Annotated in this window: 14 protein-coding genes; 3 read left to right on the plus strand and 11 right to left on the minus strand. The window is 62.2% G+C overall.

Annotated features, from left to right (window positions below; genetic code table 11):
* Positions 1-11: 11 nt before the first annotated feature.
* Positions 12-908: an amidohydrolase family protein gene (locus ACVCMJ_RS12085; protein WP_447081649.1), complete on the minus strand. Its 897-nt coding sequence runs from the start codon at positions 906-908 to the stop codon at positions 12-14.
* Positions 909-1,150: 242 nt separating this feature from the next.
* Here ACVCMJ_RS12085 and ACVCMJ_RS12090 point away from each other — a divergent pair, with 242 nt between their 5' ends.
* Together ACVCMJ_RS12090 and ggt are read left to right on the plus strand one after the other, a co-directional pair.
* Complete coding sequence (locus tag ACVCMJ_RS12090) at positions 1,151-2,260, plus strand: NAD(P)/FAD-dependent oxidoreductase (protein WP_447081650.1); 1,110 nt, start codon at positions 1,151-1,153, stop codon at positions 2,258-2,260.
* The gene (gene ggt, locus ACVCMJ_RS12095) at positions 2,257-4,089 is read left to right on the plus strand and encodes a gamma-glutamyltransferase (RefSeq protein WP_447081651.1); all 1,833 of its coding nucleotides are present in this window, start codon (positions 2,257-2,259) and stop codon (positions 4,087-4,089) included. Before ACVCMJ_RS12090 ends, ggt begins: the two co-directional genes overlap by 4 nt.
* Before the next feature lie 17 nt (positions 4,090-4,106).
* Here ggt and ACVCMJ_RS12100 read toward each other — a convergent pair whose 3' ends face one another.
* From ACVCMJ_RS12100 to ACVCMJ_RS12125, 6 genes are read right to left on the minus strand one after another with little or no spacing between them, the layout of a single operon-like run.
* Complete coding sequence (locus ACVCMJ_RS12100; protein ID WP_447081652.1) at positions 4,107-5,270, minus strand: mandelate racemase/muconate lactonizing enzyme family protein; 1,164 nt, start codon at positions 5,268-5,270, stop codon at positions 4,107-4,109.
* 7 nt (positions 5,271-5,277) lie between these two features.
* Positions 5,278-6,927, minus strand: coding sequence for a GMC family oxidoreductase (locus ACVCMJ_RS12105; protein ID WP_447081653.1), 1,650 nt, complete (start codon positions 6,925-6,927; stop codon positions 5,278-5,280).
* Entirely contained in the window at positions 6,924-7,919 is a 996-nt protein-coding gene (locus ACVCMJ_RS12110) for a substrate-binding domain-containing protein (RefSeq protein WP_447081654.1), read from the minus strand. Before ACVCMJ_RS12110 ends, ACVCMJ_RS12105 begins: the two co-directional genes overlap by 4 nt.
* Before the next feature lie 34 nt (positions 7,920-7,953).
* A complete protein-coding gene (locus tag ACVCMJ_RS12115) occupies positions 7,954-8,781 on the minus strand; it encodes an ABC transporter ATP-binding protein (protein ID WP_447081655.1) in 828 nt (275 codons plus the stop codon).
* 11 nt (positions 8,782-8,792) lie between these two features.
* Entirely contained in the window at positions 8,793-9,581 is a 789-nt protein-coding gene (locus ACVCMJ_RS12120) for an ABC transporter permease (protein WP_447081656.1), read from the minus strand.
* Positions 9,582-9,612: 31 nt separating this feature from the next.
* Positions 9,613-10,305, minus strand: coding sequence for a GntR family transcriptional regulator (locus ACVCMJ_RS12125; protein WP_447082731.1), 693 nt, complete (start codon positions 10,303-10,305; stop codon positions 9,613-9,615).
* 161 nt (positions 10,306-10,466) lie between these two features.
* Between ACVCMJ_RS12125 and ACVCMJ_RS12130 the strand changes: the two genes are divergently transcribed.
* Positions 10,467-10,619 carry a hypothetical protein gene (locus ACVCMJ_RS12130; RefSeq protein WP_447082726.1) on the plus strand — a complete coding sequence of 51 codons (153 nt, stop codon included), beginning with the start codon at positions 10,467-10,469 and terminating at the stop codon, positions 10,617-10,619.
* 64 nt (positions 10,620-10,683) lie between these two features.
* Here ACVCMJ_RS12130 and ACVCMJ_RS12135 read toward each other — a convergent pair whose 3' ends face one another.
* The 4 genes from ACVCMJ_RS12135 to ACVCMJ_RS12150 form a co-directional block, all read right to left on the minus strand.
* Positions 10,684-12,789, minus strand: a complete 2,106-nt coding sequence (locus tag ACVCMJ_RS12135) for a TRAP transporter permease (RefSeq protein WP_447081658.1) — start codon at positions 12,787-12,789, stop codon at positions 10,684-10,686.
* Entirely contained in the window at positions 12,768-13,175 is a 408-nt protein-coding gene (locus ACVCMJ_RS12140) for a hypothetical protein (protein ID WP_447081660.1), read from the minus strand. The genes ACVCMJ_RS12135 and ACVCMJ_RS12140 overlap by 22 nt, the downstream gene beginning before the upstream one ends.
* Before the next feature lie 6 nt (positions 13,176-13,181).
* On the minus strand, positions 13,182-14,177 hold the full coding sequence (locus ACVCMJ_RS12145) for a TAXI family TRAP transporter solute-binding subunit (RefSeq protein ID WP_447081661.1): 996 nt from the start codon (positions 14,175-14,177) through the stop codon (positions 13,182-13,184).
* A 311-nt stretch (positions 14,178-14,488) separates the two neighbouring features.
* A complete protein-coding gene (locus ACVCMJ_RS12150) occupies positions 14,489-16,177 on the minus strand; it encodes an AMP-binding protein (protein ID WP_447081662.1) in 1,689 nt (562 codons plus the stop codon).
* Positions 16,178-16,242 lie beyond the last annotated feature (65 nt).

A 16,242-nucleotide genomic window follows, 5' to 3' on the forward strand; every position in this document is an offset into this window, starting at 1 on the left:
GTGTGTGGGCCTCAGTGCGTGTTGAGGCGGAGTGCTTCGAAATCGTAGAGCCGTGCCGGGTTGTCCACCAGGATCCGCCGGCGTTGCGCCGGGTCTGGCGCCCAGCGCGCGAGCAGGTTGAGCAGATGACCGGTGTCGGGCATGCGCGGGATCGCCACGTGGGGCCAGTCGCTGCCCCAGACCATGCGGTCGGGCGCGACGGCGATGAGCGTCTGCGCAAAGGGGATCACGTCGTCGAAGTCTCGGTCGAAATGGCCGCTGATCCGGTAGGCGCCGGAGAGTTTCACCCACCAGTCGTGGTCCCGCAGGCCGGCCAGCAATGCCTGGAAGCCCGGCTCCGACATTCCCAGGGCGACCGGCATGTGTCCCATGTGGTCGAAAACGCATGGCACCCGCAGCCGGCTCAGCCGGGGAACGAGGGGCGGCAGGTTCTGCACGTTCATCAGGAATTGAAGATGCCAGCCCAGCGGCGCGATTTTCTCGGCCAGGGTTTCGAGGGCGCCAAAATCCACGCCGCCGCCGAACAGGACGTTCAGCCGCAGTCCGCGCACGCCGGCGGCGTGCAGGGCTTCGAGTTCGTGATCCGCGACGTCCGCCCCGACCACCGCCACGCCGCGCAGGCGGTCCGGGTGGCGGCGCAGCACGCTGAGCAGATAGCGGTTGTCGGTGCCGTGCACGCTGACCTGGACCAGCACGCCGCGCGACATGCCGCACTTCGAGAGCATGCGCAAATAATCTTCTTCGGGGGCTGGCGGCGGGGTGTAGCTGCGTTCTTCCACGAAAGGATGGCGTATCCCGTCACTGATGACGTGGGCGTGCGTGTCGCAGGCGCCGGGTGGAACAGTGAAGGACGGACGTTCGATGTCGGGTCGCGGGCCCAGGCAAAGGGTGTGATCAGGAACTGGCATGCAACGGACCCAACGAAAAGAGGGGAACGATGATCTGTCGATCATTCGACAGATTATTGATACCTTGCGTTCGATTCGTCAATCGTGCATCCATCACCCGCGGGTCGGTAAGGCCGTCCGTCCTTTCGGGTCCGCGGTCCTGATGGCCGCCACCGTCGGCTGCGGGTGGTCTCAAGTCAGGCAGCTGGCATCGCAGGGGGCCAGTTGGTAGCATAAGGGCCGGTAGCCTGAGGGGAGGTGGCGTGGACGACGTTGATTGCGTGGTGGTGGGAGCGGGTGTCGTGGGGCTTGCCGTTGCCAGGGCCTGTGCGATGGCCGGCCACGAAACCATCCTGCTGGAAGCCGAGTCGGCGATCGGTACGGCGACCAGTTCGCGCAACAGCGAGGTCGTCCACGCCGGCATCTATTACCCTGCCGGTTCACTGAAGGCGCGCTTCTGTGTACAGGGGCGCCAAGCGCTCTATGCCTATTGCGAAAGCCATGCGGTACCTCACTGGCACTGCGGCAAGCTGATCGTCGCGACGGACGAGGGGCAAATCGACGATCTTCGGTCATTGGCCGCCCATGCGTCGGCCAATGGCGTGGATGACCTGCAGTGGCTGGATGCCGCGCAGGCGGGCCGCGAAGAGCCCGCCCTGCGTTGCGTCGCTGCGCTCAGGTCGCCCTCCACCGGGGTCGTGGACAGCCATGCCTTCATGCAGTCGCTGCTGGGCGACTTCGAACGGGCCGGCGGCATGCTGGCCCTGTGTTCGCCGGTACTGTCAGGCCGCGCCGATGCCGAAGGACTGGTGCTCCGCGTGGGAGGTGCGGAATCCGTTGAAATCCGGGCGCGGCATGTGATCAACAGCGCCGGCTTGGAGGCGACATCTGTGGCCGCGCAGATTTCGGGCATGCCGGCTCCACTCGTCCCTCGCATGCGACTGGCCAAGGGAAACTACTTCGCGCTGTCGGGGACGTCGCCGTTTTCCCATTTGATCTACCCGATTCCCGTGAGAGGCGGATTGGGCGTTCACCTCACCCTGGACCTGGGGCGGCGAGCCCGCTTCGGCCCGGACGTCGAGCGGGTGGACCGGATCGAGTACGCCGTCGATCCCCATCGGGCCGAAAGTTTCTACGCCTCGATCCGAAGGTACTGGCCGGACTTGCCGGACGATGCGCTGCACCCGGATTACGCCGGCATCCGCCCGAAGATCGAGACGGCTTCGGCGTCCGATGCCGATTTCGTCATCCAGGGGCCTCGCGATCATGGGGTTGCGGGGCTGGTCAACCTGTTCGGCATCGAGTCGCCGGGGCTGACCTCGTCGCTGGCGCTGGCCGATGCGGTGCTGCACCAGATGGAGGTTCATCCATGAATGTTTTACGCCGAGTCTCGGTTGTGCGGGCGGTCCGCTCCTGGCTGCCGGCCTTGCTGGCGGCCGTCCTGTCGGTGTGCGCCGTGTCGGTTCCAGTCGATGCCGGCGCGGCGGCACTTGGCGCAGGTGGCCCGCTGGCGTCCCGCCCGCCCGCCACCACGCCCGCCGCGCGGACGGCTGCCGCCGCGTACGACTACGACCTGGACATCTTCCATCCGGTCGTGGCGCGCCATGGCATGGTCGCGACCGAGAACCGGCTGGCGAGCCAGGCGGGGCTCGAGATCCTGAAGGCGGGAGGCAACGCCGTGGACGCTGCCGTGGCGGTAGGCTTCGCGCTGGCCGTGACCCTGCCCAATGCCGGAAATCTGGGCGGCGGCGGGTTCATGATGGTGCACGAGGCGAGGACTGGCCAGGATATCGCGCTGGACTTCCGCGAGAAGGCCCCAGCCCGCGCATCGCGCAACATGTATCTGGACGCGCAGGGCAACGTAGTCGATGGGCGCTCATTGTTCACGCCGCTGGCGGTGGGCGTGCCGGGGACCGTTGCCGGCCTGACGCACGCGCTGCAGCGCTGGGGATCGTTGCCGCTGGCGCGAGTCATGGCACCTGCAATTCATCTGGCGCAACAGGGCTATCCGGTCAGCGCGACGCTGGCCGAGGCGCTGGAGAAGTCGGCGAAGACCATGGGCCAGTGGCCGGAAACTCGCGCGATCTTCTGGCGCGACGGCCAGCCGCTGAAAGCGGGCGCTTCACTGGTTCAGCGGGATCTCGCAACTTCGCTGCAGCGCATCGCACAGGAGGGCAGTACCGCCTTCTACCGAGGCACCATCGCACAGAAGATCGCCGCCGAGATGGCGCGACATGGCGGCCTGATGTCTCTGGAGGACCTGGCTCATTACAAGGCGGTGGAGCGCAAGCCCATCGTGGGCGACTATCGTGGCTACCACGTGGTCACCATGCCTCCGCCCAGTTCGGGAGGCGTCCATCTGGTGCAGATCCTGAACATGATGGAAGGCTGGCCGGTCCATGACTGGGGTGCCGACAGCGCGCAGACGATTCAGCACATGGCCGAAGCCATGAAGCTGGCCTATGCCGACCGTTCCAGGTATCTGGGCGACACGGACTTCGTCACGGTGCCTGTCGCCGGCCTCACGTCGAAAGCCTATGCCAGGACGCTGGCGGCCACCATCAGCGCCACGCGCGCTCGCCCCTCGGCCGACATTCAGCCCGGCCGCCCGCAACCTTATGAGAGCGACCAGACCACCCACTATTCCGTCGTGGACGCGGCGGGCAACGCGGTTGCCGTGACTTACACGCTGAACACGAATTTCGGCAGCGGCATCGTGGCAGCGGGCACGGGGATCCTGCTCAACAACGAGATGGACGATTTTTCCGCCAAACCAGGCGTGGCCAACGTCTACGGATTGATCGGGGGGGAGGCGAACGCGATCCAGCCCGGCAAGCGGCCCTTGTCCTCCATGACGCCCACCATCGTGCTGAAGGATGGCCGCCCCTGGCTGGTGACCGGCAGCCCCGGCGGAGCACGCATCATCACGACTGTGCTGGAGACCGTGGTGGACGCCATCGACTTTGGCATGAATCCCGCCGAGGCCGCCGCCACGCCGCGCTTCCACCACCAATGGTGGCCGGACGAACTACGCGTGGAGAAAGGCATCAGCCCCGATACGCTGGCGCTGCTCCGCAGCTACGGGCAGCACGTGGTGGTCAAACCCACCATGGGCAAGACACAGACCATCCAGATCGTGGACGGCGTGCTCTATGGGGCGTCGGATCCGCGCAACCCGGACGGGGCGACCGTGGGGTATTGACGGCGGTTTCCATGTGATCACGCGGCCGCGCACGTCAGCTTCTTGAATTCTTTCACCGCGCTAAAGTCGGGTTCCACTCCCAGTCCCGCAGCGTCCGGGAGGGTGACCACCCCGGCCTTTGGTTGCAGCAGATTCGGCCCTGTCACATCTCGCAAGGGATTCGGGTTGGCGTCAACTTCTACATAACCTGCATGCCCTATGCTCGCCTTGAGGTGCATGGAGGCCAAGAGACCGATACCGCCACCAAGCCAATGGGGGCAGAAGACTCTTCCCTCGCGGACTGCATACGCCGCGACCGGCAGGCATCCGCTGAATCCTCCCCATTTGCCGATATCGGGTTGAATGACGCGCAGGGTGCCTTCATCCACCGCGGCTTTAAAAGCCCTCGCGCCGCGCAGGTTCTCGCCGGCGGCCAGGGGGATACGAGTGGCTTGTGCCAAGTGGCGCCACGCATCGGGAGGAGAGTCGGCGCGAATCGGCTCCTCTATCCATTGCGGATCAAACGGGGCGAACTGCGGACATAGGCGAAGTGCAGTATCCAGCGACCAAGCCTGGTTGGCGTCCACCATGAGCACGGCGCTCGGTCCAAGCGCTTCACGCATCGCGCTAAAATTGGCCAGATCGTGTTGTGCGTCAAACCCGATTTTGAGTTTGAAGGCACGGTATCCCTCAGCTTGCTTGCGTCTTGCGACCTCTACGGGGTTCTGTGGATTGATGCCGGACGCATAGACCTGCACGTCCGGGGTGCCGCCAAAGATTTGCCAGAGCGGCCGGCCCTGGCGCCTGGCCACAAGATCCCAGAGCGCAATGTCGAGCCCAGCGATGCACTGAGCGATGGTGCCGGGTTCGCCTGTTTGTATTCCGAGCACCTCAAGTTGTTGACTGACGGCCTGAAAGGCCTGCGTCGGATGTTGCCAGGGCTGAGCCTTCAGCAAGGGCGCGATGCATGCGGCCACCATGCGCGCCCGGTGTTCCGCTCCGACGTTGGGAAAGTTGCACCAGATCTCTCCCCATCCATGTGCGCCCTGGTCGTCTTCCAGCCGTATGAACACCGCAGGTCGGTCGCGCATTTCCCCAAAGGAGGTCTGAACGGGCTCTGCGATGGGGATTCGATAGACCTGCGCCTCCACCTTGACCAGATTGATCGGCGGGTAGTGCGGAAAGCCAAAGGGGGGAAGCACTGCTCCATCATGCGGCATTCTCGCGCCTCGCGTTACTTGGAATTTGGCCCAGGACGATGGCTGCCCCGCGCTCCCCAATCATGATGGACGCCGCATTGGTGTTCGCAGAGGTGATCTCTGGCATGACGGAGGCATCTATGACGCGAAGCCTCTGGACGCCCTGCACTTGCAGGGTCGGGCTGACGACTGCGCGATTATCGGACCCCATGCGGCAGGTTCCCACTGGGTGGAAAACGGTGCCGCCGATCTCACGTACGGAGTCAAGTAGGTCGGGCCGGCTCTTGCGTGCGGCGCCGGGTAGTACTTCTGCATCAATCAGGCCGTGAAACGCCGATTGGTGGTAGATCTCTCGGAGGATCTCAACTCCGTCCACGAGGGTGTTGCGGTCGAGTTCCTCGCTCAGATAGCGCGATTCGATCCTGGGAGGAGCCGAGGGATCGGTGGACTGAATGGTAAGCCGTCCCTTGGACGCGGGACGGCACTGGCAGGCCGACGCAGTGAATCCCGAATAGTTGTGCAGTGGTGTTCCGGGCTTGTCGACGGACAGCGGCATCACATTGAATTGCATATCTGCTCGCCCGGCTGTCGCATGCTGCGTGCTGACGAAACCACCGACCTGGCCAGCTCCGACAGTCAGGGGGCCGCGGTTTTGAAGGAGCCACTGCAATCCCATCGACGCGAGTTTGAAAGGGTTGCGTACGTCGTCGTTAAGCGATAGCTTGTCTTTCAGGCGAACGATCGTACGCGCTTGATAATGGTCCTTCAGGTTTTCGCCGACCTCGGGAGCATCGACCCGTACGTCGATGCCGTACTTGCGCAGCAGGTTCGCCGGGCCGACACCCGAGAGCTGCAACAGTTGCGGAGACTGGATTGTGCCAGCGGCAAGAATGACTTCCTGTTCCGCCCGCGCGCTCTGCGTTTCGTGCCGACTCTTCCACTCCACACCAACCGCCGTCGTCCCCTCGAAGAGCACGCGGCGCACGTGGCTGTGGATCAGCACGGTAAGATTGCGGCGTTTGAGAGCTGGGCGCAAGAAGGCAACGGCAGCGCTCGAACGCCAGCCGCCGCGCATCGACAGCTGATAGGCGCCTACGCCATAATCGCTTTGCCCGTTGAAGTCCGGATTGAAAGGAAAGCCCGCCTGCTGAGCTGCGTCCAGCCAGGCTTTGCAGCAGGGGTGGTCGTTCTTCAGGTTTGAGACGCCGAGCTCCCCGGAGGCGCCGTGATACGTGTCCTCGCCATTCTCGTAGTTCTCGGAACGCTTGAAGTAGGGGAGCACGCTCTGGTAGTCCCATCCGGTCGCGCCCATACGGGCCCAATCGTCATAGTCAGCGTGCTGGCCGCGGATGTAGATGAGTCCGTTGATGGAACTGGACCCCCCGATCACGCGCCCACGAGGCCACGTGATGCGACGCTGCGCGGTCCCTTCACACGGCTCTGTCTCAAACAGACGCGAAAATCGGTCATCGTAGATGGTCTTGAAATAGCCGACCGGCAAGTGCAGCCAGAAATTCCGATCCTGTCCCCCGGCCTCGAGCAGCAAAACGCGAACGGATGGATCGGCGGAGAGCCGGTTGGCGAGCACGCACCCGGCAGATCCTGCCCCTACGATGATGTAGTCGTAAACGGGCGCGGATACACCCAAAACGGACTTCATGCCTTTTTCACCTCGAGATAGAGTTTGGGATCAAAATATTGCGACGCGGGAACCGGGTTTTGGATCTTCGCGAAATGTGCGAAGAAGTCGGTGACCTGCTGCAGCCATTTGGTGACGGTGCCGTCGGCATAAACCTTCACCCATTCGTCGGACGAGAACATCTTCTGCGCTTTATATTGCGTCTGCAGATCCTTGAGCGGTACGTCTGGGTAATGAGCCTTTTCCAGGGCCGCCAGTGCCTTGTCGGAGTGGGTGACAAGATAGTCATTGGCCGGGATCCAGGTGCGGATGATCCGCTTCAGGATGTCCGGATGTTTCTCGAAAAAGTCGTTTCGCGCGGCCCACCCATCGACAATGGCGGCTTCGGGATAGTATGCGGACGCGTCGCCCAGCATCTTTGCACTGGGGGATTTCTGTTCCACCGGGATATTGAATGGTACCCATAGAGCGACGGCAGCGACCGCTTTCGAGATGAACGCGGTGACTGCATCTGGCATGCGTTGGTTAATGATCTGAACATCTTTCTCCGGATCGATATGGTGTGCCCGGAGCGCCGTATCAAGAAATACGTGGGCGGTCGTGCCGGTGGTGGTGGAGATTTTCTTACCCTTCAGGTCTTCCCACGTATGGATTCCCATATCGGGGTGTACCCACAGCTGCGCAGTGGCGTACTCAATATCGTTGATGAGGAAAACCTTGCCCTGTCCACGAGCCGGAAAGTTCGACATCACCGCTCCGGTACTCAACACATCGATGCTTCCGCCACTCATGGCCTGGAAAAGCTCCAGTCCCGTCTGAAACTGAATGAATTTCGGAGACAAACCGTTCTTCTTCCACAGATCCTGTAAGTCGGCAGTCCACATTTGTCCATCGACTGCGAGCGTATGCAGGTACCCGACCTTGATTTCATCGGCAGCGGCGAAGGCGAGCGAGGGCATGGCCGCCGTGGCAGCACCGGCGAGCGAAAGTTGTAGGAACGAGCGACGTTTCATGGTTGATGTCTCCTGTCATTGGATGGTGACTGCATTAAGCGGTGCCTGGGGGCGACGATTGCGCCTCTTGAGCGGCGTATTCGCGCATGACCATCTGGTGGATGTGCGAACGGAGGGCACCGAATTCTTCTGTCTCTTGCAGATCGTGATGCCGCGGATACGGAAACGGAATCTCGACGACTTCCCGGATGCGCGCGGGGCGTGCGGAGATAATGAACACCTTATTGGATAAGTACACGGCCTCTTCCACTGAGTGCGTGATGAGAAGCACTGTCTTGCCTTCGGCGTAGAGAACATCCAGAAGGAGGTCATGCATGGCGCTGCGCGTCTGCGCATCCAGTGCCCCGAAGGGTTCGTCCATCAGGACGAATTCCGGATGCACTGCATAGGTGCGCGCCAGCGCCAAGCGCTGCCGCATGCCGCCCGACAGCTGCTTCGGATAGGCTTTGCGAAACGCTTCCAGACGCATCAGCTTCAGGTAGGTGTCGACGATTTCTTTCTTCTGTTGGGGATCTTGACCGCGGTTGGCCTTCAGATTCAGGCCGAATGCGATATTTTGCTCAACGGTCAGCCACGGAAACACGCCATATTCCTGAAACATGACGCCCCGATCCGGGCCAGGCCCGACGATGGGACGGCCATCAAGCGTGACCGAGCCGCCGGCCGGGCTAATGAATCCTGCCGCGATGCTCAGTAGGGTCGTCTTTCCGCAGCCCGAGGGACCGACCAGCGAGACGAAGTCACCCTGGTTGATCGACAACGATACTTCATGTACGACTTCCAGCGGCCCCGAGGCGGTCTGGAACTCCATCGACACGTTTTCGAAACGTATGCGTTCGCGGAATTGATTGGTCGTTTCCATATTCATCTGTTTCAACGTGTGATCTTTTCTTGCCAGCCCGCCAAGTGGTCGGAAATGCGGCGCAGGATGACATCCATCAGTAGAGCGATCGCTCCGATGCAGATGATCCCCAGATAGATGGTGCGTAAATCGAAAAATGACGAGGCGTTCTGAATCATGGCGCCCAATCCCTTTTGCGCGGCAACGAGCTCGGCGGCGACCAATGTGGCCCAACCCACGCCCAGGGCGACCCGCATGGCCGTCAGCATGTGCGGAACAGACATCGGAACCACGATCTTCAGGAAGATCTCCATGTCGGTGGCCCCCAGAGTACGGGCGACGCGCACATATACTGGGCTGATCTGGGTCATGCCTTCGTACATGACGATGACGGCCGAAAAGAACGACGCATAAAACAGGATCAGCACCTTTGCCATCTCGCCGATCCCGAAATAGACGATGGCGAGCGGAATCAGCGCAATGGGCGGCAATGCTCTAAAGAAATTGATGAGCGGATCCACGAATCGCCGCACCGGCCGATACCAGCCGATGAGGAATCCCACGGGGATGGCGACGATCATGCCCAGCACGAGCCCGAGCAAGACGCGTTGCGTAGACATCGCCATATCGACGATCAGCCCGGCCTGGGTGAGCCTGTACCAGAAGGTCTGCAGCACCTGAAGCGGTGAGGGTAGCAATTCGGGGTTCATGAGACCCGAGGCGCGAAACAGTTCCCAGACAATGATCAGGCAGACAAAGGGTAATGTGGGCCTTAGGATGCGTTCGACAATCGACTTGTGCGCTGTTGTCCCGGGTTTCATTCATGTTCCTTGTTTCTGTGCACGCCAATAGTCATGGTTTGGCCTCGCGATGACTTGCGCCTAGCAGGTCTGTTTCGATCTGTATGGTCTGAGTCGGGTAAATGATGTGCGCGTAATAGAAGATCTCGCCGGAATCGTCGACGAACGTTCGACACACTTCAGCCACCGGTTCACCCACGCCGATGTGCAAATAGGCTGCCGTTTCCTCCTGAGCCACCCCGATGCGCATGATCTGCTTTGCACCCGCAATTCGCACGTCGGGCCGCTTCGCGAGAATCGCCACTGCTGGCGAGCCAAGGAAACCCTCCGGGTCCGACTCAAACAACGATTTCCTGAGATAAAGGTCAATCAGGCAATAGGGTTGCCGATCGTGGTAGTGCACCCGCCGGAGGTACCGATAGGCATCGCCCAGCGTGCCGAATGCGAACGCGGGAATGGGGGGTTCGTCGGACGCGCCGACTTGCAGCAATTCCACTTTCAGCCCCGAGACCGTTTCGATCAGCTCATCGAGCGTGTTGGGAAGCTTGTACCAACGCTCCTCTGAGAGGTCCCGGGTGACGAACGTGCCCCGCCCGCGTTCGCGCCGAACAATGCCAGACTCTTCAAGATAGTCGAGTGCGCCTCGTAGGGTTATGCGCGAGACCTTGTACAGTTCCTCAAGTTGTACCAGTGTCGGGATCTGATCACCCAAGCGCCATTCTTGACGCTCGATCTTCTGGCGCATCAGTTTCGCCGTCTGAACGTATAGAGGGATGCGGCTTTGTTGCGTGCGTTCTGGACTAATAGTCATATGTGTATGGTAATAAGCACAATATGACTTTGCAATAGGTTATTTTCCTATTGCTGAACTTTGACTGATCAACGAGTGTCGCCGAGCAGAGCCGTGTGAGAGTACGACGCTGTCTGCTGCGCAGCTACGGGCAGCAGGTGGTGGTCAAACTCACCATGGGCAAGACACAGACCATCCAGATCGTGGACGGCGTGCTCTATGGGGCGTCGGACCCCCGTAATCCTGATGGGGCGACGTTGGGGCACTGAGGGCGGATCCGCCAAATTCGCCGGCTGCTGCTCCCCGAACGCCTCCCGCCACCCCGCGGCTTCATCAAGCTCCGCGCAGCACTGGACGGCGAAATTGATATAGGATCAGCAGCGCGGCAACGATGAGCATCACCACGTTCAGCGCCGTCTCGGGATAGATGAGCAGCAGCCCGGAAATTCCAAACACCCAGCGCATGCCTGGCCTGAGGCGTCGGCGCAGGAAGCCGACCTCGCAGGCCGCCAGCAGCACGATCCCTACGATCGTGAACACGAAGCGCGAGGCAATCAACGCGATAGCCTGTCCGGTGTCGACGGTCTGGAGTACCGGCACGATGAGCAGCGCCATGCCCGGGATGGAGATGAGGAACGCAAAACCGAACAGGTATTTTGGCAGGGCCACCATGGCGGCGTAGGCGCAGGTTTTGATGGGATCGGTCTGGAACACCGAGGCGGCCGCATAGCCCGACAGGCCCACGGGCGGCGTGATGTCGGCAAGCACGGCGTAATAGAAGAGGAACATGTGGGTTGCCAGCAGAGCGGCGCCCTGCGGTACACCATGCGCGACGATGAGTTGCTGGATCGCCGGGGCGACCAGCGCGGAGGTCAGCACGTAGGTAGCGATGGGAGGAATTCCCATCCCCAGGATCAGACTGAACAGTGCGCCCAGCACCGTCGCTACCACCAGGGAATCGCCCGAGATCGAGAGCAGCACTTCGGACACCTTGGGGGCGATGCCGGTCAGAACCATCATCGTCATGATGACGTTGGCGGCCACCACGGCCGCTCCGATGGGGATGAGGTGTTCGAATCCTTCGGCCAGGCCCTCCCAGAGCTTGCGCAGCGGCGGCCGGACGCTGCGGTCGGCGAATCCGAACACGATGAAGGTGAAGATGGCGAGCGTCACCGCCAGATTGACGGTATAGCCGCGAAAGATCATGAAGATAATGAGCACGACCGGCAGAAAAACGTAGCTGTAGCGCCGCAGGTAGCCGGGGCGGACTTCTTCGGAGGGGGCGATCGCCGGCAGCTCCTCGCTGCGCACGTAGAGCTCGTTGTACGTCCAGACCGCCAGCAGCACCAGCACCAGCGGCCCCAGCGCCATGATCATGATGTCGGTGTAGGGAATGCCCAGCAGCTCGACCATCACAAAGGCGATGGATCCCAATACCGGGGGGGTGATGTAGCCCAGTGTGCCCACTGTGGCGGAGATACCCGCCGCAATCAACGGCCGATAGCCCGCACGCTCATAGAGCGGCTTGTTCAGCGTCGAGACAAACAGCGTGTCGGCCGCGCCCGAACCCGAAAACAGGCCCATCATGATCGCCATCACCGATGTGGCGCGTCCAGGAGCCGCCGGGCTGCCGCCCACGAGGCGGAATGCGATGTTGGCGATGACCCGGCCGTACCCCATCGCCGAGATGATGGCCCCCATGATGGTGAAGTAGACGAGGTATTTGAGCGAAACCCCGGTGATGATGCCGAACAGCCCGGCTTCGGTTTCCGCGTAAAGCTTGCCCAGCAGCATGTCGAGCGGGAAGCCCGGGCTCTTGAAGGGGCCAGGGATTTCGTAGCCGAAGAGGTTGTAGAGCAGAAAGACCAATACGATGCTCGGCAGCACGGGTCCCAGCAGCCGCTGAACGATGCCCAGCACCAGGAACACGAGCCCGAAGGACATCGCCAGATCCCAAGGCGTGGCCAGCATGGCGCGGTTGACCAGTTCCGTGAAATCGATCAGAAGATAGAGAAACGGCGCCACGCTGAGCGCGGCGGCCAACAGGTTGAAGGGTTTGGACAATCGGGGAAAGATGGCGGGGAGCACCGCCACGATCCAGTACAGAGTGCCCACGAGCGTCGGCGCGAGAGGCAGCTCCAGCGTCCAGAAGGACCACAACGGGACGGCGCAAAGCACCGCATAGGCCCAAAGCCCGACGCCCACCTTTCCGGACCCGTGCGGCGCCGGTTTGACGACCGACAGCAGCGAGCCCGCGAAAACGATGAGGAACACATGCGTGGCGCGCTGCACCTGAGTCAGGTCCAGGATCGAGGCATGGAAGCCCGACCAGGGCGTGAACGGATGGATGACCAAGTACAGGTGATAGAGCGAGGCCGCTATCAGTACGCCGAACGTGAACCGTTTGAGGAATGTCATCATGGGAGCTGTGGTGGCCATAGAGTCTTCAGTTCCAGACAGCCGTCCGCCACCTGAAACTGGCGGCGGCCGAGTTGCACCGTGATGCCGACCATCGAGCAGTACTGGAGCGTATCAGTGCGCTGTCCCATCAGACGGCTGTCAATATCGTAGCCGCCGCTCGTGTAGTAATGCTCGGTCTTTTCGTCCGTGGTCATGCTGAAATGGTCAAAGCCCGTGACCAGACCGAAATCGATACGCACCGGCACGTGGGTGACGGAGTTGACGAAGCTGGCGCTGCCGTGTTGCCAGGCCCAGAGCCATATCGTGCTGTCCACGCCGTCGCCGCGCACCGCGACCGGCCTGGACAGGGCGGAGGCGGTGAGCACGAGCGCGGCTGCAGCGAGCCAGCGCAGCCGGTGAACCATCGTCGGTTACTTGATGGCGCCGATTTCCTTGAAGTAACGCAGGGCGCCGTCGTGGAACGGTATGGCGGAGTGCTGGATGAACCGCACATTGTTCGCGACTGTGGTGTCCTTCGCGGCTGCGATGGACTTGCTGAGCCCGTCCGTGTGCTCGAATATCGCTTTCGTGATCGCGTAGGCGTCGTCGTCCGGCATGGACGCCGGGCACACGAACTGGTTCCAGAAGCCGAACGTGGCAACGTCACCCGCGGTACCGTAGACCTTGGCCGGGATGGTGACGGGATTGCCCAGCCCGGGGAACTCCTTGTCGAAAGCCTGGATCACCTTGCCCTGCGGATCCAGGGACATCAGGGCGAGCTTCTTGCCCTTGCGTTCCAGCGTGGTCGCAAGCTCGGTGATGGAGCCCGTGGGGATGCCACCCCACCAGAAATAGGCGTCCAGTGTGCCGTTGGACAGCTCGTCGGCCGATTCGCCCGCGCCAAGCCGTGCCCACTTCGCGAACGACTTTGTGTCCACCCCCGCGACCTTCAGCAGACCGAGCGACGAGTACTCGGTACCGGAGCTGGGGGCCCCGGTCGAGACACGCTTGCCGGCCAGGTCGCTGAGTTGGGTGATCCCCGAATCCGCCGTCGTGACGATCTGCAGCACATTCGGATACATCACGAAGAGGATTCGTATGGGCGCCGGTTTGCCGACAAATTTTTCGTGCGTGCCGTTGTAGGCGACCAGCGCCGTGTCGGGCAGTGACAGCCCGCAATAATACATGCCGCGCTTGGCGTTGGTTTTGTCGCGCAGGAGCAGGTTGTTGTCCACCGAAGCCGCCGTCTGGATGGCCGTGGCGTTCAGCTTCGTGTTGGTGCTGATGATCTGCGCCACCTGGGTGCCGTAGTAGAAGTAAACGCCCCCGGTACCGCCCGTACCGATGACGACCTGGTCCGCGAACGCGGTACCGGATCCAAGCGCTGCAACCAGGAATGCGCCGATCCAAAGCCTCAGTTTATTCACGATATGCCTCCCCAATTTATTTATTCTGGCTGGAAACTTGTGATGTGAATGACCCTGCAACGTGAAGATCGCGAAGCCACGCGATGCACCACGCCAACGCCAGCTTGAGCGTTCTGTCTGGTACGCGTCGAAGCTGCGGACGCGGATACTCGGCAGGTAGTCTTGATTGTCATGTAACCTGCGGCGGGTGGCAATCAGGGATCTTGCTAGTCCGGCCATCTGCGTTCGCTTTGCCGGAGCGCGCAAGATTCAGAGCTTCAGCGCCCCCCCACCTCACCGTTTGCAAGCGGTTCGGATTCGTCAGGCGCACGTCAGTCCGCAGGGACTGACGTGTGTCCTGCCTCATCCTTCAGCTTCCGCCGCAGCACCTTGCCGATGTTGCTGCGCGGGAGGTCCTCGCGGAATTCCACGTACTTGGGCACCTTGTAGCCGGTGAGCAGGGTGCGGCAGTGCGCGATGACCTGGGCCTCGGTCAGCGCGGCGTCCTTGCGGATCACGAAGAGCTTGACGGCTTCTCCCGAGTGCTCGTCGGGCACGCCGATGGCGGCGGCGTCGCGGATGGCGGGAAGTTCCAGCGCGGCGGCCTCGACCTCGTTGGGGTACACGTTGAAGCCGGACACCAGGATCATGTCCTTCTTGCGATCCAGGATGAACACATAGCCTTGCTCGTTCATGGTGCCGATGTCGCCGGTCAGCAGCCAGCCGTCCGCGTCGAACGCCTTGGCCGTCTCGTCGGGGCAGTTCCAGTAGCCCTTCATGACCTGCGGTCCCTTGACGCAGATTTCGCCTTGCTCGCCCAGTGGCAGCGTGCGCCCCTGCTCGCGGATGGCGACGTCGGTGGAGGGCACCGGCAGGCCGATGGAACCGTTGAAAGCGACGTGATCCAGGGGGTTGATGGTGACGGCCGGCGAGGTTTCGGTCAGGCCATAGGCTTGGGCGATGGGCACGCCCGTCAGCTCCAGCCAGCGTCGTGCCACCGCGTCCTGCACGGCCGCCCCTCCGCCCAGGGAGACCTTGAGCCGACTGAAGTCGAGTGTGGCGAACGCGGTGTTGTTCAGCAACGCGTTGAACAGCGTATTCACGCCCGTCAGTGCCGTAAACGGGACGCTGCCCAGGCTCTTCACGAAGCCGGGAATGTCGCGCGGATCGGCGATGAGAAGATTGCGTGCGCCCAGCACGATGAAGGTCAGACAGTTCGCCGTCAGTGCAAAGATGTGATAGAGGGGCAGGGCGGTCACGATGCACTCTTCCTCCCCCTGGAGGAATGGACGCACCCAGGCGTGAGCCTGGCAGACGTTTGAGACGAGGTTGCCATGCGTCAGCATGGCGCCCTTGGCCACGCCCGTGGTGCCGCCTGTGTATTGCAGGGCGGCGAGATCCTCGTGAGTGAGGGTCGCGGGCTGGAACCGCGATCGGGCGCCCGCCGCCAGTACATCGCGCAATCGGTGGGCGCCAGAAATGCGCCAGGCCGGTACTTGCCGGCGGACATGGCGCACCACGAAATCGGTGAGCAGCCCTTTGGGGAATCCCAGCAGGTCCCCGATCGACGTGACGATGACACGCCGGACGGCGGTGCCTGGCATCGCCGCCTGCAGCGTGTGCGCGAAATTTTCAGCCACGACGACGGTTGTGGCGCCCGAATCCTTCAGTTGGTGAGTGAGTTCATGCGCCGTGTAGAGGGGGTTGGTATTGACCACCACGGCCCCCGCTGCCAGCGTGCCGAACAGACAGACCGGATATTGCAGCAGGTTGGGCAGCATCAGCGCCACCCGGTCCCCTTTGGCGACCCCCTGTGCCTGGAGCCACGCGGCAAAGGCGTGGGCCATTTCCCGCAATCGACCGTAGGTCAGCGAAACGTCCAGGCTGGTGTAGGCGACATTGTCCGCGTGGGCATGGCAGCTTTGTTCGAACAGATCGGCCAGTGAGCCGTACGCCGCTGCCTGGTCGGTGATGTCAGCCGGCACTCCCGTCGGATAATGTTCCAGCCAGATGCGGTCCATGATGGGGGCTCCTTGTGGCCATGCGGTTGCGTTTCGTCCCACCGGGCGGCGGGTTGTCTCGGTGG

This window comes from Castellaniella sp. UC4447_H14 (assembly GCF_052978285.1).